This is a genomic window from Streptomyces griseobrunneus, from assembly GCF_046713465.1.
Taxonomy (GTDB): domain Bacteria; phylum Actinomycetota; class Actinomycetes; order Streptomycetales; family Streptomycetaceae; genus Streptomyces; species Streptomyces microflavus.
In genome coordinates, this window is sequence record NZ_CP177080.1 from 4,870,123 (window position 1) to 4,886,495 (window position 16,373).

10 protein-coding genes and 3 pseudogenes are annotated in these 16,373 nt (G+C 71.7%); 10 read left to right on the top strand and 3 right to left on the bottom strand.

The genetic code is table 11. The features are described from left to right. The first annotated feature begins 226 nt into the window (after positions 1-226). The 3 genes and pseudogenes from ACK8N7_RS22245 to ACK8N7_RS22255 form a co-directional block, all read left to right on the top strand. Entirely contained in the window at positions 227-1,015 is a 789-nt protein-coding gene (locus ACK8N7_RS22245; RefSeq protein WP_500443871.1) for an ABC transporter ATP-binding protein, read from the top strand. Further along, the gene (locus tag ACK8N7_RS22250) at positions 1,012-3,597 is read left to right on the top strand and encodes an ABC transporter permease (RefSeq protein WP_500443873.1); all 2,586 of its coding nucleotides are present in this window, start codon (positions 1,012-1,014) and stop codon (positions 3,595-3,597) included. Before ACK8N7_RS22245 ends, ACK8N7_RS22250 begins: the two co-directional genes overlap by 4 nt. 358 nt (positions 3,598-3,955) lie before the next feature. Continuing rightward, positions 3,956-4,405 (top strand): annotated as a pseudogene (locus ACK8N7_RS22255) (ABC transporter permease); the annotation flags it as partial. Between the two features lie 170 nt (positions 4,406-4,575). Here the strand turns inward: ACK8N7_RS22255 and ACK8N7_RS22260 are convergent. Further along, positions 4,576-5,571, bottom strand: coding sequence for a helix-turn-helix transcriptional regulator (locus ACK8N7_RS22260; RefSeq protein WP_500443874.1), 996 nt, complete (start codon positions 5,569-5,571; stop codon positions 4,576-4,578). Between the two features lie 531 nt (positions 5,572-6,102). Here ACK8N7_RS22260 and mfd point away from each other — a divergent pair. After that, complete coding sequence (gene mfd, locus ACK8N7_RS22265; RefSeq protein WP_500443876.1) at positions 6,103-9,636, top strand: transcription-repair coupling factor; 3,534 nt, start codon at positions 6,103-6,105, stop codon at positions 9,634-9,636. Between the two features lie 165 nt (positions 9,637-9,801). On the opposite strand, the pseudogene ACK8N7_RS22270 reads toward mfd, so the two are convergent. Continuing rightward, positions 9,802-10,101: pseudogene (locus ACK8N7_RS22270) on the bottom strand (ATP-binding protein); the annotation flags it as partial. On the opposite strand from ACK8N7_RS22270, the pseudogene ACK8N7_RS22275 reads away from it, so the two are divergent. Together ACK8N7_RS22275 and ACK8N7_RS22280 are read left to right on the top strand one after the other, a co-directional pair. Beyond that, a pseudogene (locus tag ACK8N7_RS22275) lies at positions 10,069-10,771 on the top strand (SCO6745 family protein); the annotation flags it as partial. The pseudogenes ACK8N7_RS22270 and ACK8N7_RS22275 overlap by 33 nt on opposite strands. A gap of 111 nt (positions 10,772-10,882) precedes the next feature. Then, the gene (locus ACK8N7_RS22280) at positions 10,883-11,671 is read left to right on the top strand and encodes an HNH endonuclease family protein (RefSeq protein WP_500443877.1); all 789 of its coding nucleotides are present in this window, start codon (positions 10,883-10,885) and stop codon (positions 11,669-11,671) included. A 23-nt stretch (positions 11,672-11,694) separates the two neighbouring features. Here ACK8N7_RS22280 and ACK8N7_RS22285 read toward each other — a convergent pair whose 3' ends face one another. Then, positions 11,695-12,357 carry a hypothetical protein gene (locus ACK8N7_RS22285; RefSeq protein ID WP_403212434.1) on the bottom strand — a complete coding sequence of 221 codons (663 nt, stop codon included), beginning with the start codon at positions 12,355-12,357 and terminating at the stop codon, positions 11,695-11,697. Between the two features lie 180 nt (positions 12,358-12,537). Here ACK8N7_RS22285 and ACK8N7_RS22290 point away from each other — a divergent pair, with 180 nt between their 5' ends. The 4 genes from ACK8N7_RS22290 to ACK8N7_RS22305 all read left to right on the top strand — a co-directional run bounded on the left by ACK8N7_RS22290 (position 12,538) and on the right by ACK8N7_RS22305 (position 16,332). After that, positions 12,538-13,284 carry an N-acetyltransferase gene (locus ACK8N7_RS22290; RefSeq protein WP_500443879.1) on the top strand — a complete coding sequence of 249 codons (747 nt, stop codon included), beginning with the start codon at positions 12,538-12,540 and terminating at the stop codon, positions 13,282-13,284. A gap of 62 nt (positions 13,285-13,346) precedes the next feature. Then, positions 13,347-13,937: a cysteine hydrolase family protein gene (locus ACK8N7_RS22295; protein ID WP_500443881.1), complete on the top strand. Its 591-nt coding sequence runs from the start codon at positions 13,347-13,349 to the stop codon at positions 13,935-13,937. A gap of 164 nt (positions 13,938-14,101) precedes the next feature. After that, positions 14,102-14,692 carry a hypothetical protein gene (locus ACK8N7_RS22300; protein ID WP_403212428.1) on the top strand — a complete coding sequence of 197 codons (591 nt, stop codon included), beginning with the start codon at positions 14,102-14,104 and terminating at the stop codon, positions 14,690-14,692. A gap of 56 nt (positions 14,693-14,748) precedes the next feature. Further along, positions 14,749-16,332, top strand: coding sequence for a protein kinase domain-containing protein (locus ACK8N7_RS22305; protein WP_500445818.1), 1,584 nt, complete (start codon positions 14,749-14,751; stop codon positions 16,330-16,332). Positions 16,333-16,373 lie beyond the last annotated feature (41 nt).

Below are 16,373 nucleotides of genomic sequence, written 5' to 3' on the forward strand. Positions count from 1 at the left end.
AGGGCGTTTCCTTAACCTGTTCCTACGTCGCGCTTGGGGACGGCAGCAGGGGGGAGGGTGGGGAAAACCCCACCTCAAGACTGCGCTGGGCACCATCGCGCCGGACAGCTTGCTGAACCCAGACTTGGACCGTACTCAACGACGTCCCGTCATCCATCGGCATGGCCCGGCCAACGACCGGATCGCCATCGACCGGCACGTCATCAAGTGATATAGGAGACATACCGTGACAACGGCTGTAACCATTCCCAGGCACGGGGGCACTGGAGGGCGTACGGCCGTCGCGGCGCGAGCGCGGCAGGTCGTCAAGGCCTACGGCAGCGGGGAGACCCGGGTCGTCGCGCTCGACCATGTCGACGTGGACATCGCCCGCGGGCAGTTCACGGCGATCATGGGCCCGTCCGGCTCCGGCAAGTCGACGCTGATGCACTGCCTGGCCGGCCTCGACACGGTGACGTCGGGCGAGATCTTCCTCGACGAGACCGAGATCACCAAGCTCAAGGACAAGAAGCTCACCCAGCTACGGCGCGACCGGATCGGCTTCATCTTCCAGGCGTTCAACCTGCTCCCCACGCTCAACGCGCTGGAGAACATCACGCTGCCGATGGACATCGCGGGCCGCAAGCCCGACGCCGACTGGCTCCGCCAGGTCGTGGAGACCGTCGGTCTCGCCGATCGCCTCAAGCACCGCCCCACCCAGCTCTCCGGCGGCCAGCAGCAGCGCGTCGCCGTCGCCCGGGCGCTCGCCGCCCGGCCGGAGATCATCTTCGGTGACGAGCCGACGGGGAACCTGGACTCCCGGGCCGGGGCCGAAGTCCTCTCCTTCCTCCGCAGGTCGGTCGACGAGCTGGGCCAGACCATCGTCATGGTCACCCACGACCCCGTCGCCGCCTCCTACGCGGACCGGGTGCTCTACCTCGCCGACGGCTCCATCGTCGACGAGATGTACAACCCGACCGCGGACCAGGTCCTCGACCGCATGAAGCACTTCGACGCACGTGGGCGGACGTCATGACTGTCTGGAAGACCTCGATGCGCAACTTCTTCGCGCACAAGGGCCGGATGGCCCTCTCCGCGGTGGCGGTGCTGCTCTCCGTGGCGTTCGTCTGCGGCACGCTCGTCTTCACCGACACGATGAACACCACCTTCGACAAGCTCTTCGCCGTGTCCTCCCCGGACGTCACGGTCAGCCCGAAGGACGCCCAGGAGAACGACGAGCAGCCCGACAACGGCAAGCCCGTCTCCCTGCCCGCCTCGCTCGTCCAGCAGGTCGAGAAGGCCGAGGGCGTGAAGAAGGCGGAGGGCGCCGCCTTCTCCATGGCGGTGACCGTCGTCAACAGCGAGAACAAGAACATGGGCTCCGAGACCGGCGCCCCCACCATCGCGAGCAACTGGACCGACAACGACCTGCGTTCGATGGAGATCACCTCCGGACACGCACCCCGCGGCCCCACCGAGGTGATGGTCGACGGCGACACCGCGAAGAAGCACAAGCTGAAGATCGGCGACGAGCTGCGCACCATAGCCGTCACCGGTGACATCAGGGCGAAGATCAGCGGCATCGCGTCCTTCACCGTCACCAACCCGGGCGCCGCCGTCGTCTACCTCGACACCGCCACCGCCCAGAAGCACCTGCTGGGCGCCCCCGACGTCTTCACCCAGGTCCTGGTGACCGCCGAGAGCGGCGTCAGCGACACCCAGCTCAAGAAGAACGTGGCCGCGGCCCTCGACGGCTCCGCCGCGTACAAGCTGCAGACCCAGCAGGAGGCCGCCGACGCCAACAAGGACTCCATGGGCGCCTTCCTGGACGTCATGAAGTACGCGATGCTCGGCTTCGCCGGGATCGCCTTCCTCGTCGGCATCTTCCTCATCGTCAACACCTTCTCGATGCTGGTCGCCCAGCGGACCCGCGAGATCGGCCTGATGCGGGCCATCGGCTCCAGCCGCAAGCAGGTCAACCGGTCCGTGCTGCTGGAGGCGGTCCTCCTCGGCATCGTCGGCTCCGTGCTCGGTGTCGCCGCCGGCATCGGACTCGCCGTCGGGCTGATGAAGCTGATGGGCGCGGTGGGCATGGAGCTGTCCACCAGGGATCTCACCGTCGCCTGGACGACCCCCGTGATCGGCCTTGTGCTCGGTGTCGTCGTCACCGTCCTCGCCGCGTACATACCGGCCCGCCGGGCGGGCAAGGTCTCCCCGATGGCCGCCCTCCGCGACGCCGGGACCCCGGCCGACGGCCGGTCGGGCTGGGTCAGGGCCGGTATCGGCCTGGTACTCACCGGGGCCGGCGGCGCCGCCCTGTGGGCGACGACGCAGGCCGACAAGGCCACCGAGGGCTCGATGTTCCTCGCCGTCGGTGTGCTGCTGACCCTGATCGGCTTCATCGTGATCGGTCCGCTGCTGGCCGGTGTCGTCGTCCGGGCCCTCAGCGTGGTCGTCCTGCGGCTCTTCGGCCCGGTCGGCCGGCTGGCCGAGCGCAACGCGCTGCGCAACCCCCGGCGTACGGGAGCGACCGGCGCGGCCCTGATGATCGGGCTCGCCCTGGTGGCCTGCCTCTCCGTCGTCGGTTCCTCGATGGTGGCCTCGGCCACCGAGGAGCTCGACAGGTCGGTCGGCGCGGACTTCATCGTCCAGGACAGCGGTGGGGGTCGGCCGATCGTGCCCCAGGCCGCCGAGGCCCTGCACGCCGTGCCCGGCCTGGAGCACATGACCGACTACACCTTCCTCGACGCGAAGATCACCGCCCCCAACGGCAAGACGGTCGACGAGGGCATCACCGCCACCGACCCGACGTATCAGCAGGACGTCCGCCGCACCGCGCTCTCCGGCGACCTGGCGAAGGCCTACGACAAGAACGCCATGTCCGTCGGCGAGGACTACGCCGAGAAGCACGGGGTCAAGGTCGGGGACACCCTCACCATCGCGTTCAAGACGGGGGAGAGCGCGAAGCTGAAGGTCGCCGCCATCACCTCCGACGACACCAACATCGACCGCGGCGCGATGTACACCAACCTCACCACGGCCACCGCGTACATCGCCGCAGACAAGATGCCGCAGAACGTGGCGATGTTCGGCAAGGCCGAGGAGGGCAAGGAGAAGGAGGCGTACGCGGCCCTCAAGAGCGCGCTCGCCGAGTACCCGGTCTACAAAGTGCAGAACCAGGCCGACTTCAAGGAGGACCTGAAGAACCAGGTCGGTCAGCTGCTGAACATCGTCTACGGCCTGCTCGCCCTCGCGATCATCGTCGCGGTGCTCGGTGTGGTGAACACCCTCGCCCTCTCCGTGGTCGAACGCACCCGGGAGATCGGCCTGATGCGGGCCATCGGCCTCTCCCGCCGCCAGCTCCGCCGCATGATCCGGCTGGAGTCCGTGGTCATCGCCCTCTTCGGCGCCCTGCTCGGACTGGGCCTGGGCATGGGCTGGGGCACGGCGGCCCAGAAGCTGCTGGCCCTGGAGGGCCTTGAGGTCCTGGAGATCCCGTGGCCGACGATCCTCACGGTCTTCGCCTGCTCGGCGCTGGTCGGACTCTTCGCCGCACTCGTCCCGGCCTTCCGGGCGGGCCGGATGAACGTCCTCAACGCCATCGCGACGGACGGCTGAGGCCCCTGCGGAACAGCAGCCGAGTCCGCCGCGGAACAGAGGCCGAGACCCCTCGGGACGGAGGCCGAGGCCCCGCGGAACAGAGGCTGAGGCCTCCGCGGAACAGGAGCCTGGGCCCCGCGCAACAGAGGTCGAGACCACCTCTGAACCGACCGCTGAACAGCCGGTGCTCACCGTAGGATGACCGGCAGGTCCCGGGGCGTTCCTCCAAATGCCCCGGGGCCGATCCGCTTCCCCGACAGCGCCCGCCGGTCACGGCGGGCGCTGTCAGCTTGTTGCACGGGCGGGCGCCGCCGCGTGCAGCAAGCTGACACGACTACGCCTCTGCGTCTTCCTCCGGCGCTGGCATCGTCGTCCCCGCTATGCGCTGGCGCTCGGCATCGGGGCCGTACAGGCGGTCCTGTTCGTCGCTCTGGCCCTACTGCCTTCGTCCGGGCGCCAGTTGGACGGCCGGTGGGCGCTCGCGCTGCCGGTTCTGGTGCTCGGCATCACCGCGTTCCTCGCGCTGGGCGTCATCGTCGGGAGCTACGCGAAGACCCCGGAGGCGGTCGCCGCCGTCGCCAACTGTCTGATGATTCCCATGGCGTTCCTGTCCGGGTCCTTCTTCCCGCTGGACGCGATGCCCGCGTGGATGCAGAGCCTCTCCCGCGTCCTGCCGCTGCGCTACCTCAACGACGGGGTGTCCGGCGCGCTGACCGGCGGCGGCACGCTCCAGGACATCGGCGTCGCCTGCGCGGTGCTTGCCGGATTCGCCCTCGTCCTCGGCGCGGTGGCGCTGAAGACCTTCCGCTGGTGCGACAAGTCATGACGACGGCGACGGCGTCCACCCCCCTCGATGTGGCGCGCGCCGGGCTCCAGTCCGCGCTGACCGCCCGCCACACCGCCACTCCCGGCGGTGACCTGCCCGCCCCCTGCGTCGTCCCGCTCGGGGCCGCCGACACCCTCGGCTTCGGCCGCCCGGACCCGTACGCCCCTGTGTCAGATCCAGCCCCGCTCGCGGGCCAGCAGCGCGGCCTGGGCGCGGCTCGCGGCGCCGAGGGTCTGCATCAGCTCGGCGACATGCCGCCGGTAGGTCCGTACCGAAACCCCCAGCTCCCTGGCCCCGGCCTCGTCCTTGCCGACCGTGCACATCGCCACCAGCACCCGCCGCTCCATGGCGGAGAGCTCGCTGCGGGAGGTGCCGTTCCCGCCGTCGGCCGGGGGCAGCTCCTCGGCCTGGTCCCAGATCTTCTCGAACAGCGCGATGATGTTGGAGACCAGACCGCTGCGGTGGGCGAGCAGCGCGCCCCGGGCGGTGTCACGGGGGTCCAGCGGTACGAGGGCGGCCCGGCGGTCGTAGACCAGGAGCCGTTCGGTGGTGTCCGTCGTGACCCGGATCGAGGCCCCGTGCTCGGACAGCTCCCGCAGATAGGCGGCGGTCGGCGGGTCCTGGAGGGCGACGCTGGAGACGACGTTGCGGATCCGGACCCCGCGTCTGAGGCAGCGCAGGTCCAGCGGTCTGGAGCGGGCGATGTTCTCCGGGGAGAGCCGGGTGTACGGCTCCACGGAGAGGATCTCGTCCCGGGCGAAGAAGGCTAGGTCGTCGATCCGGTTGCGGATCTGGGCGAGCCCTTCCAGTTGCTCGATGCCCTGCGCAGGGGGCGTACGGGCCCCCTGCTCCGCGCGTAGACCATCAATGACGTGCCGCGACCGGGTGACGCGCTGCAGCTCCTGGTGGAGCGTGTGGAGCCGCAGGTCGACCAGGCGGGAGAGGGCGGTCTCCGGGTCGACGGGCACGATCCGGCGGCCGTCACCGTCCGCCCGGAGGAGGCCCAGCTCTTCGAGCCGGCCGATCCGGACACGGGCCTGCCCGGGTTCGTGGTGGAGCAGGAGGCGGAGGCCGTCGGCGGCGGTGCCGGGGTTGCGCAGGAAGTGGCGGTAGATCTCTTCCTCGGCCTCGGACACCCCGAAAACCGCCATCTCGTTCTCGCCCACGTACGCCCCCGATACCCGATACCTGGTGTCCGCTTGAGTCCGTGCCCCGCGGGGGATCGCCCTGCGGTGCCGTTCGCCGCCCGCTGTCGCGGCCGGTGGAACTGGTGGAACCGTGTCTGCGCCGGTGATCCGTCGGAAACCGTTCGTGCCATGGTCGGCCACAGACTAGACGGTGGGATCACTCCTGTGAGGACCCCGGACAGAACTGTGTGCCCTACGGAGATGAACGGTGGGCGACCGGCGACGAGCGGTGGTGGCGGCGCGACGGACGGCCCCGGACGGGTACCGCCGGTACCCGCGAGGGTGCCCGAACGGGCACCCCGTGGAGACCCCGGCGCCGTCCACGTAGAGACTCCCCACACGGCCCACCCGGTACACCGCCGCCGCCCCGGTTGCGGGAGCGGCTGTCACTGCCGGGTCGTACGCTGGGAACCCCCGGCTCGTCCCACGTGTCGGGCTCTTCGCGTTGCCCCTGGTAGCAGCCGGCTGCCGGCAACATCTCACCACCTCATGACCCGGACGGATGCCCCTATGAGCCTGCACGGTCTGCTGGATGTCGTCGTAACGGACCCGGCGATCGCCGAGGCGGTGAAAGCCGCCGCCGACGGCCACCGTATGCATGTCGACCTGGTGGGTCCGCCGGGCGCCCGGCCGTTCGCCGTGGCCGCGCTGGCCCGGCAGACCGGCAGGACCGTGCTGGCCGTCACCGCGACCGGCCGGGAGGCCGAGGACCTGGCCGCCGCGCTGCGCACCCTGCTGCCGCCGGACACGGTGGCGGAGTTCCCCTCCTGGGAGACCCTGCCGCACGAGCGCCTCTCGCCCCGCTCGGACACCGTGGGCCGCCGCCTCGCCGTGCTGCGGCGGCTGGCCCACCCGCGCGAGGACGACCCGGAGACGGGTCCGGTCTCGGTGGTCGTCGCGCCGGTCCGTTCCGTGCTCCAGCCGCAGGTCAAGGGGCTCGGCGAGCTGGAGCCCGTGGCACTGACGAGCGGGCAGAACGCGGACCTGGGGGAGGTGGTGGAGGCGCTGGCCGCCGCCGCGTACTCCCGGGTGGAGCTGGTCGAGAAGCGCGGCGAGTTCGCCGTACGCGGAGGGATTCTGGACGTCTTCCCGCCGACCGAGGAGCACCCCCTTCGGGTGGAGTTCTGGGGCGACGACGTGGAGGAGATCCGGTACTTCAAGATCGCCGACCAGCGGTCCCTGGAGGTCGCCGACCACGGGCTGTGGGCGCCCCCCTGCCGTGAGCTGCTGCTGACCGACGAGGTACGGGGACGGGCCGCCGCCCTCGCCGAGGCGCACCCGGAGCTGGGCGAGCTGCTCGGCAAGATCGCGGAGGGCATCGCGGTCGAGGGTATGGAGTCGCTGGCCCCGGTCCTGGTCGACGACATGGAGCTGCTGATCGACGTCCTGCCCAAGGGGTCGATGGCCCTGGTCTGCGACCCGGAGCGGGTCCGTACCCGGGCGTCCGACCTGGTCGCCACCAGCCAGGAGTTCCTCCAGGCCTCGTGGGCGGCGACGGCGGGCGGCGGCGAGGCCCCCATCGACGTGGGCGCGGCCTCGCTGCGGAGCATCGCGGACGTCCGGGACCGGGCCCGTGAGCTGGGGATGATGTGGTGGTCGACCTCCCCGTTCGCCGCCGACGACGCCGACCTGGACGAGGACACCCTCAAGCTCTCGATGCACGCCCCGGAGGCGTACCGGGGCGACACCGCCCGCGCGCTCGCCGACACCAAGGGGTGGCTGGCCGACGGATGGCGCACGGTGTACGTCACCGAGGGCCATGGGCTCGCCACCCGTACGGTCGAGGTGCTGGGCGGCGAGGGCATCGCGGCCCGCCTGGCCCCGGACCTCACCGAGATCCCCCCGTCCCTGGTCCATGTCTCCTGCGGGGCCATCGACCAGGGCTTCGTCGACCCGGCGCTGAAGCTGGCGGTGCTCACCGAGACCGACCTGACGGGCCAGCGCACCGCCACCAAGGACCTCGGCCGGATGCCGGCCCGCCGCAGGAAGACGATCGACCCGCTGACGCTGGAGGCGGGCGACTACATCGTCCACGAGCAGCACGGTGTCGGCCGGTACGTGGAGATGGTGCAGCGCACGGTCCAGGACGCGACCCGTGAGTACCTGCTCGTCGAGTACGCCCCCGCGAAACGCGGCCAGCCCGGGGACCGCCTCTACATCCCGACCGACCAGCTGGAGCAGGTAACCAAGTACGTGGGCGGCGAGGCCCCGACCCTGCACCGGCTCGGCGGCGCCGACTGGACGAAGACGAAGCAGCGGGCGAAGAAGGCGGTCAAGGAGATCGCCGCCGACCTCATCAAGCTGTACTCGGCCCGGATGGCGGCCCCCGGCCACTCCTTCGGCCCCGACACCCCCTGGCAGCGGGAGCTGGAGGACGCGTTCCCGTACGCGGAGACGCCCGACCAGCTCTCCACGATCGCCGAGGTCAAGGAGGACATGGAGAAGACGGTCCCGATGGACCGGCTGGTCTGCGGCGACGTCGGCTACGGCAAGACGGAGATCGCGGTCCGCGCGGCGTTCAAGGCGGTCCAGGACGGCAAGCAGGTGGCGGTCCTGGTCCCGACGACTCTCCTGGTCCAGCAGCACTTCGGCACGTTCACCGAGCGGTACTCCCAATTCCCGGTCAACGTAAGGGCATTGAGCCGCTTCCAATCGGAGACGGAGTCCAAGGCAACCCTCGCAGGCCTGAAGGACGGCTCGGTCGACCTGGTCATCGGCACCCACCGCCTCTTCTCCGCCGACACCACGTTCAAGGACCTCGGCCTGGTCATCGTGGACGAGGAGCAGCGGTTCGGCGTCGAGCACAAGGAGCAGCTCAAGAAGCTCCGCGCCAACGTGGACGTCCTGACGATGTCCGCGACCCCCATCCCCCGTACGCTCGAAATGGCGGTCACCGGCATCCGCGAGATGTCCACGATCACCACCCCGCCGGAGGAGCGCCACCCGGTGCTCACCTTCGTCGGCCCGTACGAGGAGAAGCAGATCGGCGCGGCCGTACGGCGTGAACTGCTGCGCGAGGGGCAGGTCTTCTACATCCACAACCGGGTCGAGTCCATCGACCGGGCAGCCGCCCGCCTCCGCGAGATCATCCCCGAGGCCCGGATCGCCACGGCCCACGGCCAGATGTCCGAACAGGCCCTGGAACAGGTGGTGGTGGACTTCTGGGAGAAGAAGTTCGACGTCCTGGTCTCCACGACGATCGTCGAGTCCGGCATCGACATCTCCAACGCCAACACCCTGATCGTGGAGCGCGGCGACAACTTCGGCCTCTCCCAGCTCCACCAGCTCCGCGGCCGCGTGGGCCGAGGCCGCGACCGGGGCTACGCCTACTTCCTCTACCCCCCCGAGAAGCCCCTGACGGAAACGGCCCACGAGCGCCTTGCCACGATCGCCCAGCACACGGAGATGGGCGCGGGCATGTACGTGGCGATGAAGGACCTGGAGATCCGAGGCGCGGGCAACCTCCTCGGCGGCGAGCAGTCCGGCCACATCGCGGGCGTCGGCTTCGACCTGTACATCCGCATGGTCGGCGAGGCGGTCGCCGACTACCGGGCCCAGATGGACGGCAGCGTGGAGGAGGAGCCCCCGCTGGAGGTCAAGATCGAGCTCCCCGTCGACGCCCACGTCCCGCACGACTACGCCCCCGGCGAGCGGCTGCGCCTCCAGGCGTACCGCGCGATCGCCCAGGCCAACTCGGAGGACGACATCCGCGCGGTCCGCGAGGAGCTGACCGACCGCTACGGCCCCCTGCCCGAACCGGTCGAGAACCTCCTCCTGGTGGCCGGCCTGCGCATGCTGGCCCGCGCCTGCGGAGTCGGCGAGATCGTCCTCCAGGGCTCCAACATCCGCTTCGCCCCGGTGGAGCTCCGCGAGTCCCAGGAGCTCCGCCTGAAGCGCATGCACCCCAAGACGGTCATCAAGCCCACCGCCCACCAGATCCTGGTCCCGCGCCCGACGACGGGCCGGATCGGTGGGAAGCCGGTGGTGGGACGCGAACTGCTGTCGTGGACCGGGGAGTTCCTTACGACGATCCTGGGTTCGTAGCTCCGGTACCGCCCAACTCATCGTGCCCCGCCCGGCTGACCCGGCGGGGCACGAATGCGTGTCGCCCGGAGATGCTACGGCGCCGGGGGCCGCTTGAACGCGGCCCACCGTCTTGCCCACAACATGGTGGTCGACGCCGAAGTCCGCGGCGAGTCCACCGACGAGGAACAGCCCGCGTCCCGAGCAACCGCTTTCGTCCGGGTGCTGAATCTCCGGCCGCCCGTCGACGCTGTCCCGGACCTTGAGCCGCACGAGGTCATCGGCCAGGTCGAGCCGGACGGCGAACTCCCGGCCCGGCGGTACGCCGTGGAGCAGGGCGTTGGTCGCCAGCTCCGAGACGCAGAGCTCTATGTCGTCGATCAGGGCCGCGAGCTGCCACTCGGTGAGGACATCGACGACGAAATCGCGTGAGGCACCGACGGATGTGCGCCGTCGGGGGCGCCGGAGGTGGTGCGGACGTTCCACAGCTCCGCCCCGGCGATGGTGGACCGCTATGTTCCGGCCGTCTGGGCGGCCGCCGACCCGGACGCCGTGCTCGCGGCCCGGCTGCGGGCGGTCGACCGGTCCTACCGGGCGCTGTTCGGGGACCGGGTGGAGGGGCCGGGGTTCGCGGAGGCCGCCGCGCTGGCCCGCGGCGCGGCGGAGGCGGCCGGGGGCGGGCAGGTGTCCCATGGCATGGGCCACGCCAACTCCGCCCTGCCCTGGCCCGACGCCCCGCACCTGACGCTCTGGCACGCGGCGACCGTCCTGCGCGAGCACCGCGGCGACGGGCACATCGCCGCCCTGGCCGGGGCCGGCCTCGACCCGGTCGAGTCGCTGGTCTCCTTCGCGGCGGTCGGCGCTGCCCGCCCCGAGGTGCTCGCGAGCCGTGGATGGGGCGATGAGGAGTGGGGCGCGGCCCGGGGGCGGCTCCAGGAGCGCGGGCTGCTGGCGGCGGACGGCACGGCCACGGAGGCCGGGCGCGAGCTGCGCGCGAAGGTGGAGCTGCGCACCGACGAGGAGGCCGCCGCGCCGTGGCGGGCCCTGGAGGAGGAGGGGCGATCGGCTCGTGGAGCTGCTGGGGGAGCCCTGGCTGGAGGTCGTCGGCTCCGGGATGCTGCCGGGGGAGAACACTCTCGGCATCGGGAAGGTGTGACTGGGCACTCTGCCGGAACCTGCTGAAGCCAAGTCATGAAAGCCCCGCCGACGGGGAAGACGCCCATAGGATTCTGGGCGTTCGGCTTTCTCCCCGTCAGGATGGCTTCACGTGATATCTCCCCGTACCTACCGAGCCGCGGCCCTGCCCGCCCTCAGCGCCCTCGTCGTGCTCGCCCTGGCCGGCTGCGACCCCGACGACCTCGCGGCGGAGAGCGGCGGCGGCACCAGCGGGGGTACGAACGGCGGCGCGCAGTCCGCCGAGGGCTTCGGGGTCAGCCCGCTGGACAACCCCGACGGTACGAAGCCGGGCCTGGCGCCCCTCACCAGCGACGCCGACCGGGCCGCCGCGCGGAAGATCATCGAGAAGGTCGCCACCAAGGGGCGCGGCCCCAAGACCGGCTACGAACGGCGCGAGTTCGGGTCCGCGTGGAAGGACGGGATCGACGGCATCCCGCTCGCCCGGAACGGCTGCGACACCCGCAACGACCTCCTCGCCCGGGACGGCAAGGAGATCGAGCACCGGGCGGGCTCCGACTGCGTCGTCGTCTCGCTGAAGCTCAAGGACCCCTACACCGGCAGGAGCATCGACTGGCGCAAGCAGCAGGCGACCAAGGTGCAGATCGACCATGTGATGCCGCTGTCCTACAACTGGCAGATGGGCGCCGCCCGCTGGAACGAGACCAAGCGGCAGCAGATCGCCAACGACCCGCTCAACCTTCTCCCGGTGGACGGCCCGGCCAACAACGCCAAGCGCGACTCCGGCCCGGCCGCCTGGCTGCCGCCGTACAAGCCGGTCCGCTGCTCGTACGCGGTGCGGTTCGCCCAGGTCTCGCTGAAGTACGAACTCCCCGTCACCGCACCGGACAAGCAGGCGATGCTCGCCCAGTGCGGGGGCTGAGCCGCCCCGGTGCCCTGACGGCCCTAGACCTTGCCGCCGCAGATCACGTCGTACGGCCGGCCCATCGCCATCATCAGCTCCATCGGCTCGGTGGTCGCCGCCGGGCACTGCTCCTTCTCCTTGACGAGGTCGAGCACCTTGAAGGCGTCGGAGCCGGCCGAGGCGCAGGCGACCTCCTTCGCGGTGGACGTGATGCAGTCGCCCTTCACCAGCTGCCCGCCCCCGGCGCCCGCGTCCCCGGGGTGGTCCCCGGTCAGGTTCCGGCCGCAGACGGTGTTGGTGGGGATGCCGCCGCCCTTCTTGCTGTCGCCGGAGCCGAAGACCCGGGAGACCTGGATGATCAGATCCGTTCCGGCCGGGCACTGGATCGCGTTGGGCAGGATGCTCGCGCTCTTGATCTCCAGCGCCTCGAAGGTCGCGCCGGAGTCGTCGCAGTCGAACGCGCGGTAGCCGTCCGGCTTGTTCTCGGGATCCGGCCCGCCGCAGTCACCCACCTCCCACGAACCGCCCTTGCCGTCCGACGCGGAGGAGGGCGACGAGGACGCCGACGAGGACGAGGAGTCCTTGTCGCCGAAGACCTTGGACGCGCCGTAGCCCAGGCCGAGAATCACCGCCAGCACCAGCAGGCTCTGCAGACACCCGGCACCTCTCCGGGGGCGGGACGGCGTATTGCCTGGCTGGCTCATGGTGCTGCTCCTCATGGTGTCGTGCACGGTACGAAGTCACGGGTGGGGACGCGGCATGGACACCTCACGGTTCCCCTGTCCGGGCTTCGGGGGAACGGCCCCCGGGGTCGGCCGTCGCGAGGGCCCGGCGCGTCGAAAATCCCTGCTCGCAGGCGGTACGGGCCGTCCAGGGTCGGCCCCATGGAGCTGAACATCACCACGCTCGCCGAGCGCCCCGAACTCGCCGACGCACTGGACGGGATGCCGGACACCTCGCCGCAGTTCGTCCTGGAGGACATCGTCGGCTGGGCGGACTTCGGGCGGACAGCCGTCGAGTTCCCGCAGTACGTACTGGTCGCCACCGGCCCGGACGGCTCCGTGGTCGCCCGCGCCCACAGCGTCCCGTTCGCGCTGGACGCCCCCGGGCGCGGGAAGCTGCCCGTCGGCGGCTGGGACCGGATGCTGCTGTGGGCGTTCTCGGACCTGCGGCGCGGGCGGACCCCCGACACGGTCGGCGCGATCGAGATCACGGTGGCCACCGGGCACCAGGGCAAGGGCATCTCGGGCCGGATGCTGGCCGCGATGCGGGAGAACACGGGGCGGCACGGCTTCGCGGAGGTCGTCGCCCCGGTGCGGCCGAGCGGCAAGCACCTGCGGGCCGCGCTGCCGATGGAGGAGTACGCCCGGCTCACCCGCCCCGAGGACGGGCTGCCCGAGGACCCGTGGCTGCGGGTCCACGTCCGGGCGGGCGGGGTCGTGGACTCGGTGGCCCCGGTGTCGATGACGGTGAGCGGGACGCTCGCGCAGTGGCGGGAGTGGACCGGGCTGCCGTTCGACACGGAGGGTCCGGTGGAGGTGCCGGGCGCGCTGGTGCCGGTGCACTGTTCGCCCGCGCACGGGTACGCGGTCTACACGGAACCGAACGTGTGGGTGCGGCACCGGGTGTGAGGGGTGCCGGGGCGGTACGTAACTCCGGTGCGCCGCCGCCCCGTCGCCGTTAGCGTGGGCCCGTGCCGCACACCCCAGCCCTCCTCGTCATCGACATGCAGAACGCCCTGGTGGCCATCGCCCACCGGGGCGCCGAGACCGTCTCGCGGATCGCCGAACTCCGGGAGCGGGCCCGGGCGGCCGGCGTACCGGTGGTGACGGTCCAGCACCAGGACGACGAACTGGAGCCGGGGACCGAGGGGTGGCGCACCACCCCCGCACTCGCTCCCGCGCCGGGCGAGCCGGTCGTCCCCAAGTCGAGCCCCGACAGCTTCCTGGGCACCGGACTCGACGCCACGCTGCGGGACATGGGGGTCACCGAGGTCGTCGTCACCGGGTTCGCCACCGAGATCTGCGTCGAGTCCACGGCCCGGCGGGCGCTGAGCCTCCGCTACGACGTGGTGCTCGTCGCCGACGCCCACACCACGTCACTCCGGCCCGGCCCCGGCCCGTACGCGGCGCCGGAGGCGTCGATCGCGCACCACAACGAGATCTACCGGAACCTGCGGTTCCCCGGGCGGAGCATCCGCGTACTGCGCACCGCCGAGGTGGACTTCACGGCGGCCCCGGCGGCCCTGGCGACCGGCCGGTCCGCAGGGTCAACGACTGCCTGACGTACGGCCCGGTCCGCAGGGTCCACGACCGCCTGACGGACGGTCCGGTCACGCCCCGGTGACCTCATAGGCAACGGTTGGGCACAAGGGGGGACGGTCTGTCGGCGGCGGTGTATACGCTCACTGCACACGTCCGACTCACGTACGCCTCCCAGGAGCAGCACATGCACGGCTACGGCTATCCGCCGCAGCAGCCGCCGACGCCCCGGCCGTCCTCGGCGACGCTCACCGCGCTGCGCGTGACCTTTGTTGTGCTGACCGTGCTGAGCTGCGGTTTCCTCGGATGGGTGGCGATGCTGAGGCTCGCGGTCGTCACCCGCAGACCCCGTGACTGGTGGCTGCTCGCCGTCACGCTCGTCCTCACCATCGGCCTGTTCGCCTTCTTCGCGGCCCTGCCCGACGAGGACGAGATGACGGACACCCAGGCGCTGGTCGGCGTCGGCTGGCTCATAGCGCTCCTCGTCGGCGTCATCACGTACTACCTGATCATGGAGGCGCGGCACTACGCGGCGCCGGGACCGTACGACACCCGGACGCCGGTGCCCGGCCCGGCCACGGCCCCGTACCGCCCGCCGGCCGCCCACCACCAGGTGCCGGCCCAGCAGCACCCGACCCCGCCGCCCACCCCCAACCCGTACACCGTGCCGGCTCCGCCGCCCACGCCCGCGCCCCAGCGGCTCGACCAGGTCCGGGCCGAGCTGGACGAGCTCAGCGACTACCTCCGCAAGGAGAACAAGGAGGGCGAAGGCCGGTGAGCGGCCGGGTCATCGCGGGGCGGTACGAGCTGGCCACCGTCCTCGGCCAGGGCGGCATGGGCCAGGTCTGGACGGCGTACGACCAGCGGCTGGACCGCCGCGTCGCCGTGAAGCTGCTGCGTCCGGACCGGGTCGCCGGGCCCACCGGCAGCGACGCCGCCGACGAACTGCGCCGCCGGTTCGTCCGCGAGTGCCGGGTCACCGCGCAGGTCGACCACCCCGGCCTGGTCACCGTCCACGACGCGGGCAGCGACGGCGACGACCTCTACCTCGTCATGCAGTACGTGGAGGGCGTCGACCTCGCCGACCATCTGGCCGAGCGGGATCCGTACCCTTGGCCCTGGGCCGTCGCGGTCGCCGCCCAGCTCTGCGCGGTCCTGAGCGCGGTGCACGCGGTGCCCATCGTCCACCGCGACCTGAAGCCCCGCAATGTGATGGTCCGGCCCGACGGCACCGTCACCGTGCTCGACCTTGGCGTCGCCTCCGTCCTCGACACGGACACCACCCGCCTCACGCACACCGGTTCACCGATCGGCTCCCCGGCCTACATGGCCCCCGAGCAGGCGATGGGCGGCGCGGTCGGCCCGTACACCGACCTGTACGCCCTCGGGGTGCTCCTGCACGAACTGCTCAGCGGGGACGTGCCGTTCGCCGGGTCCACCGCACTCGGCGTCCTGCACCGCCACCTCTACGAGCCGCCGGTCCCGGTCCGCCAGGGCAGGCCCGAGGTCCCCGCCGCGCTGGAAGCCCTCGTCCTGCGGCTGCTGGCCAAGGACCCGCAGGACCGGCCCGCCTCCGCGCAGGAGGTGTACGAGGAGCTGGCCCCGCTGCTGCCCAAGCACGGCACCCCCGCCGGGCCCCTCGACCCGACCCGCCCGTTCCTGCGCCCGCACGCCCCCTGGCCGGACCGGGCCGCCACCCCGGCCTCCGCGCCCGTACCCGCGTCCGTCCCCGTACCGTCGCAGGGCCGGCCGGGCACCACCCCGTGGCCTGCCGTCGCCTCCCTCCTCTCCCCGCCCCCGCCGCTCACGGCGCCGACCGACTCCACCCCGCCGCCGCCGCCCGCCCGGCCGGACGTCGCGCAGGCCGTGGACGAGGTGAAGAAGCTGCTCGGCGAGGGCCGGATCACCCAGGCCGTGGACATCCTCGGCTCCATCCTCCCGGCGGCCGCCGCCGAGCACGGCGAGCACTCACCGGTCGTCCGCATCCTGCGCAAGCAGTACGCGGCGACGCTGATGGACGACGGGCAGTACCGCCGCGCCCTCCCGGAGCTGCGCCGCCTCGCGGAGGACCGCACCGCCGGGACCGGACCGGCCGACATCCAGGTCCTCCAGTTCCGTTACGACGCCGCCCAGTGCCTGGAACAGCTCGGCGAGGCCACGGCCGCGCTGGGCGAGTACCGCGCGGTCCTCCCGTACTACGAGAACGCCTACGGGGCGGTCACCACCGATCCGGGCCGGGCCCTCGACATCCGCCACCGCATCGGGCAGCTCCTGCTGGCGGTCGGGGACCACACGGCGGGACGGGCCCAGTTCCAGGCCCTGCTGTACGACGCGGAGCGCACCTACGGGCCGCACCACCCGCTCTCCGCCGACCTGCGCCGCCGCCTCAGCCACCAGCAGGACGTCCGGGGCGGCTGATTCCAGGGGTGCGGCCGCCCCACATCCCCAACTCCTCCCGA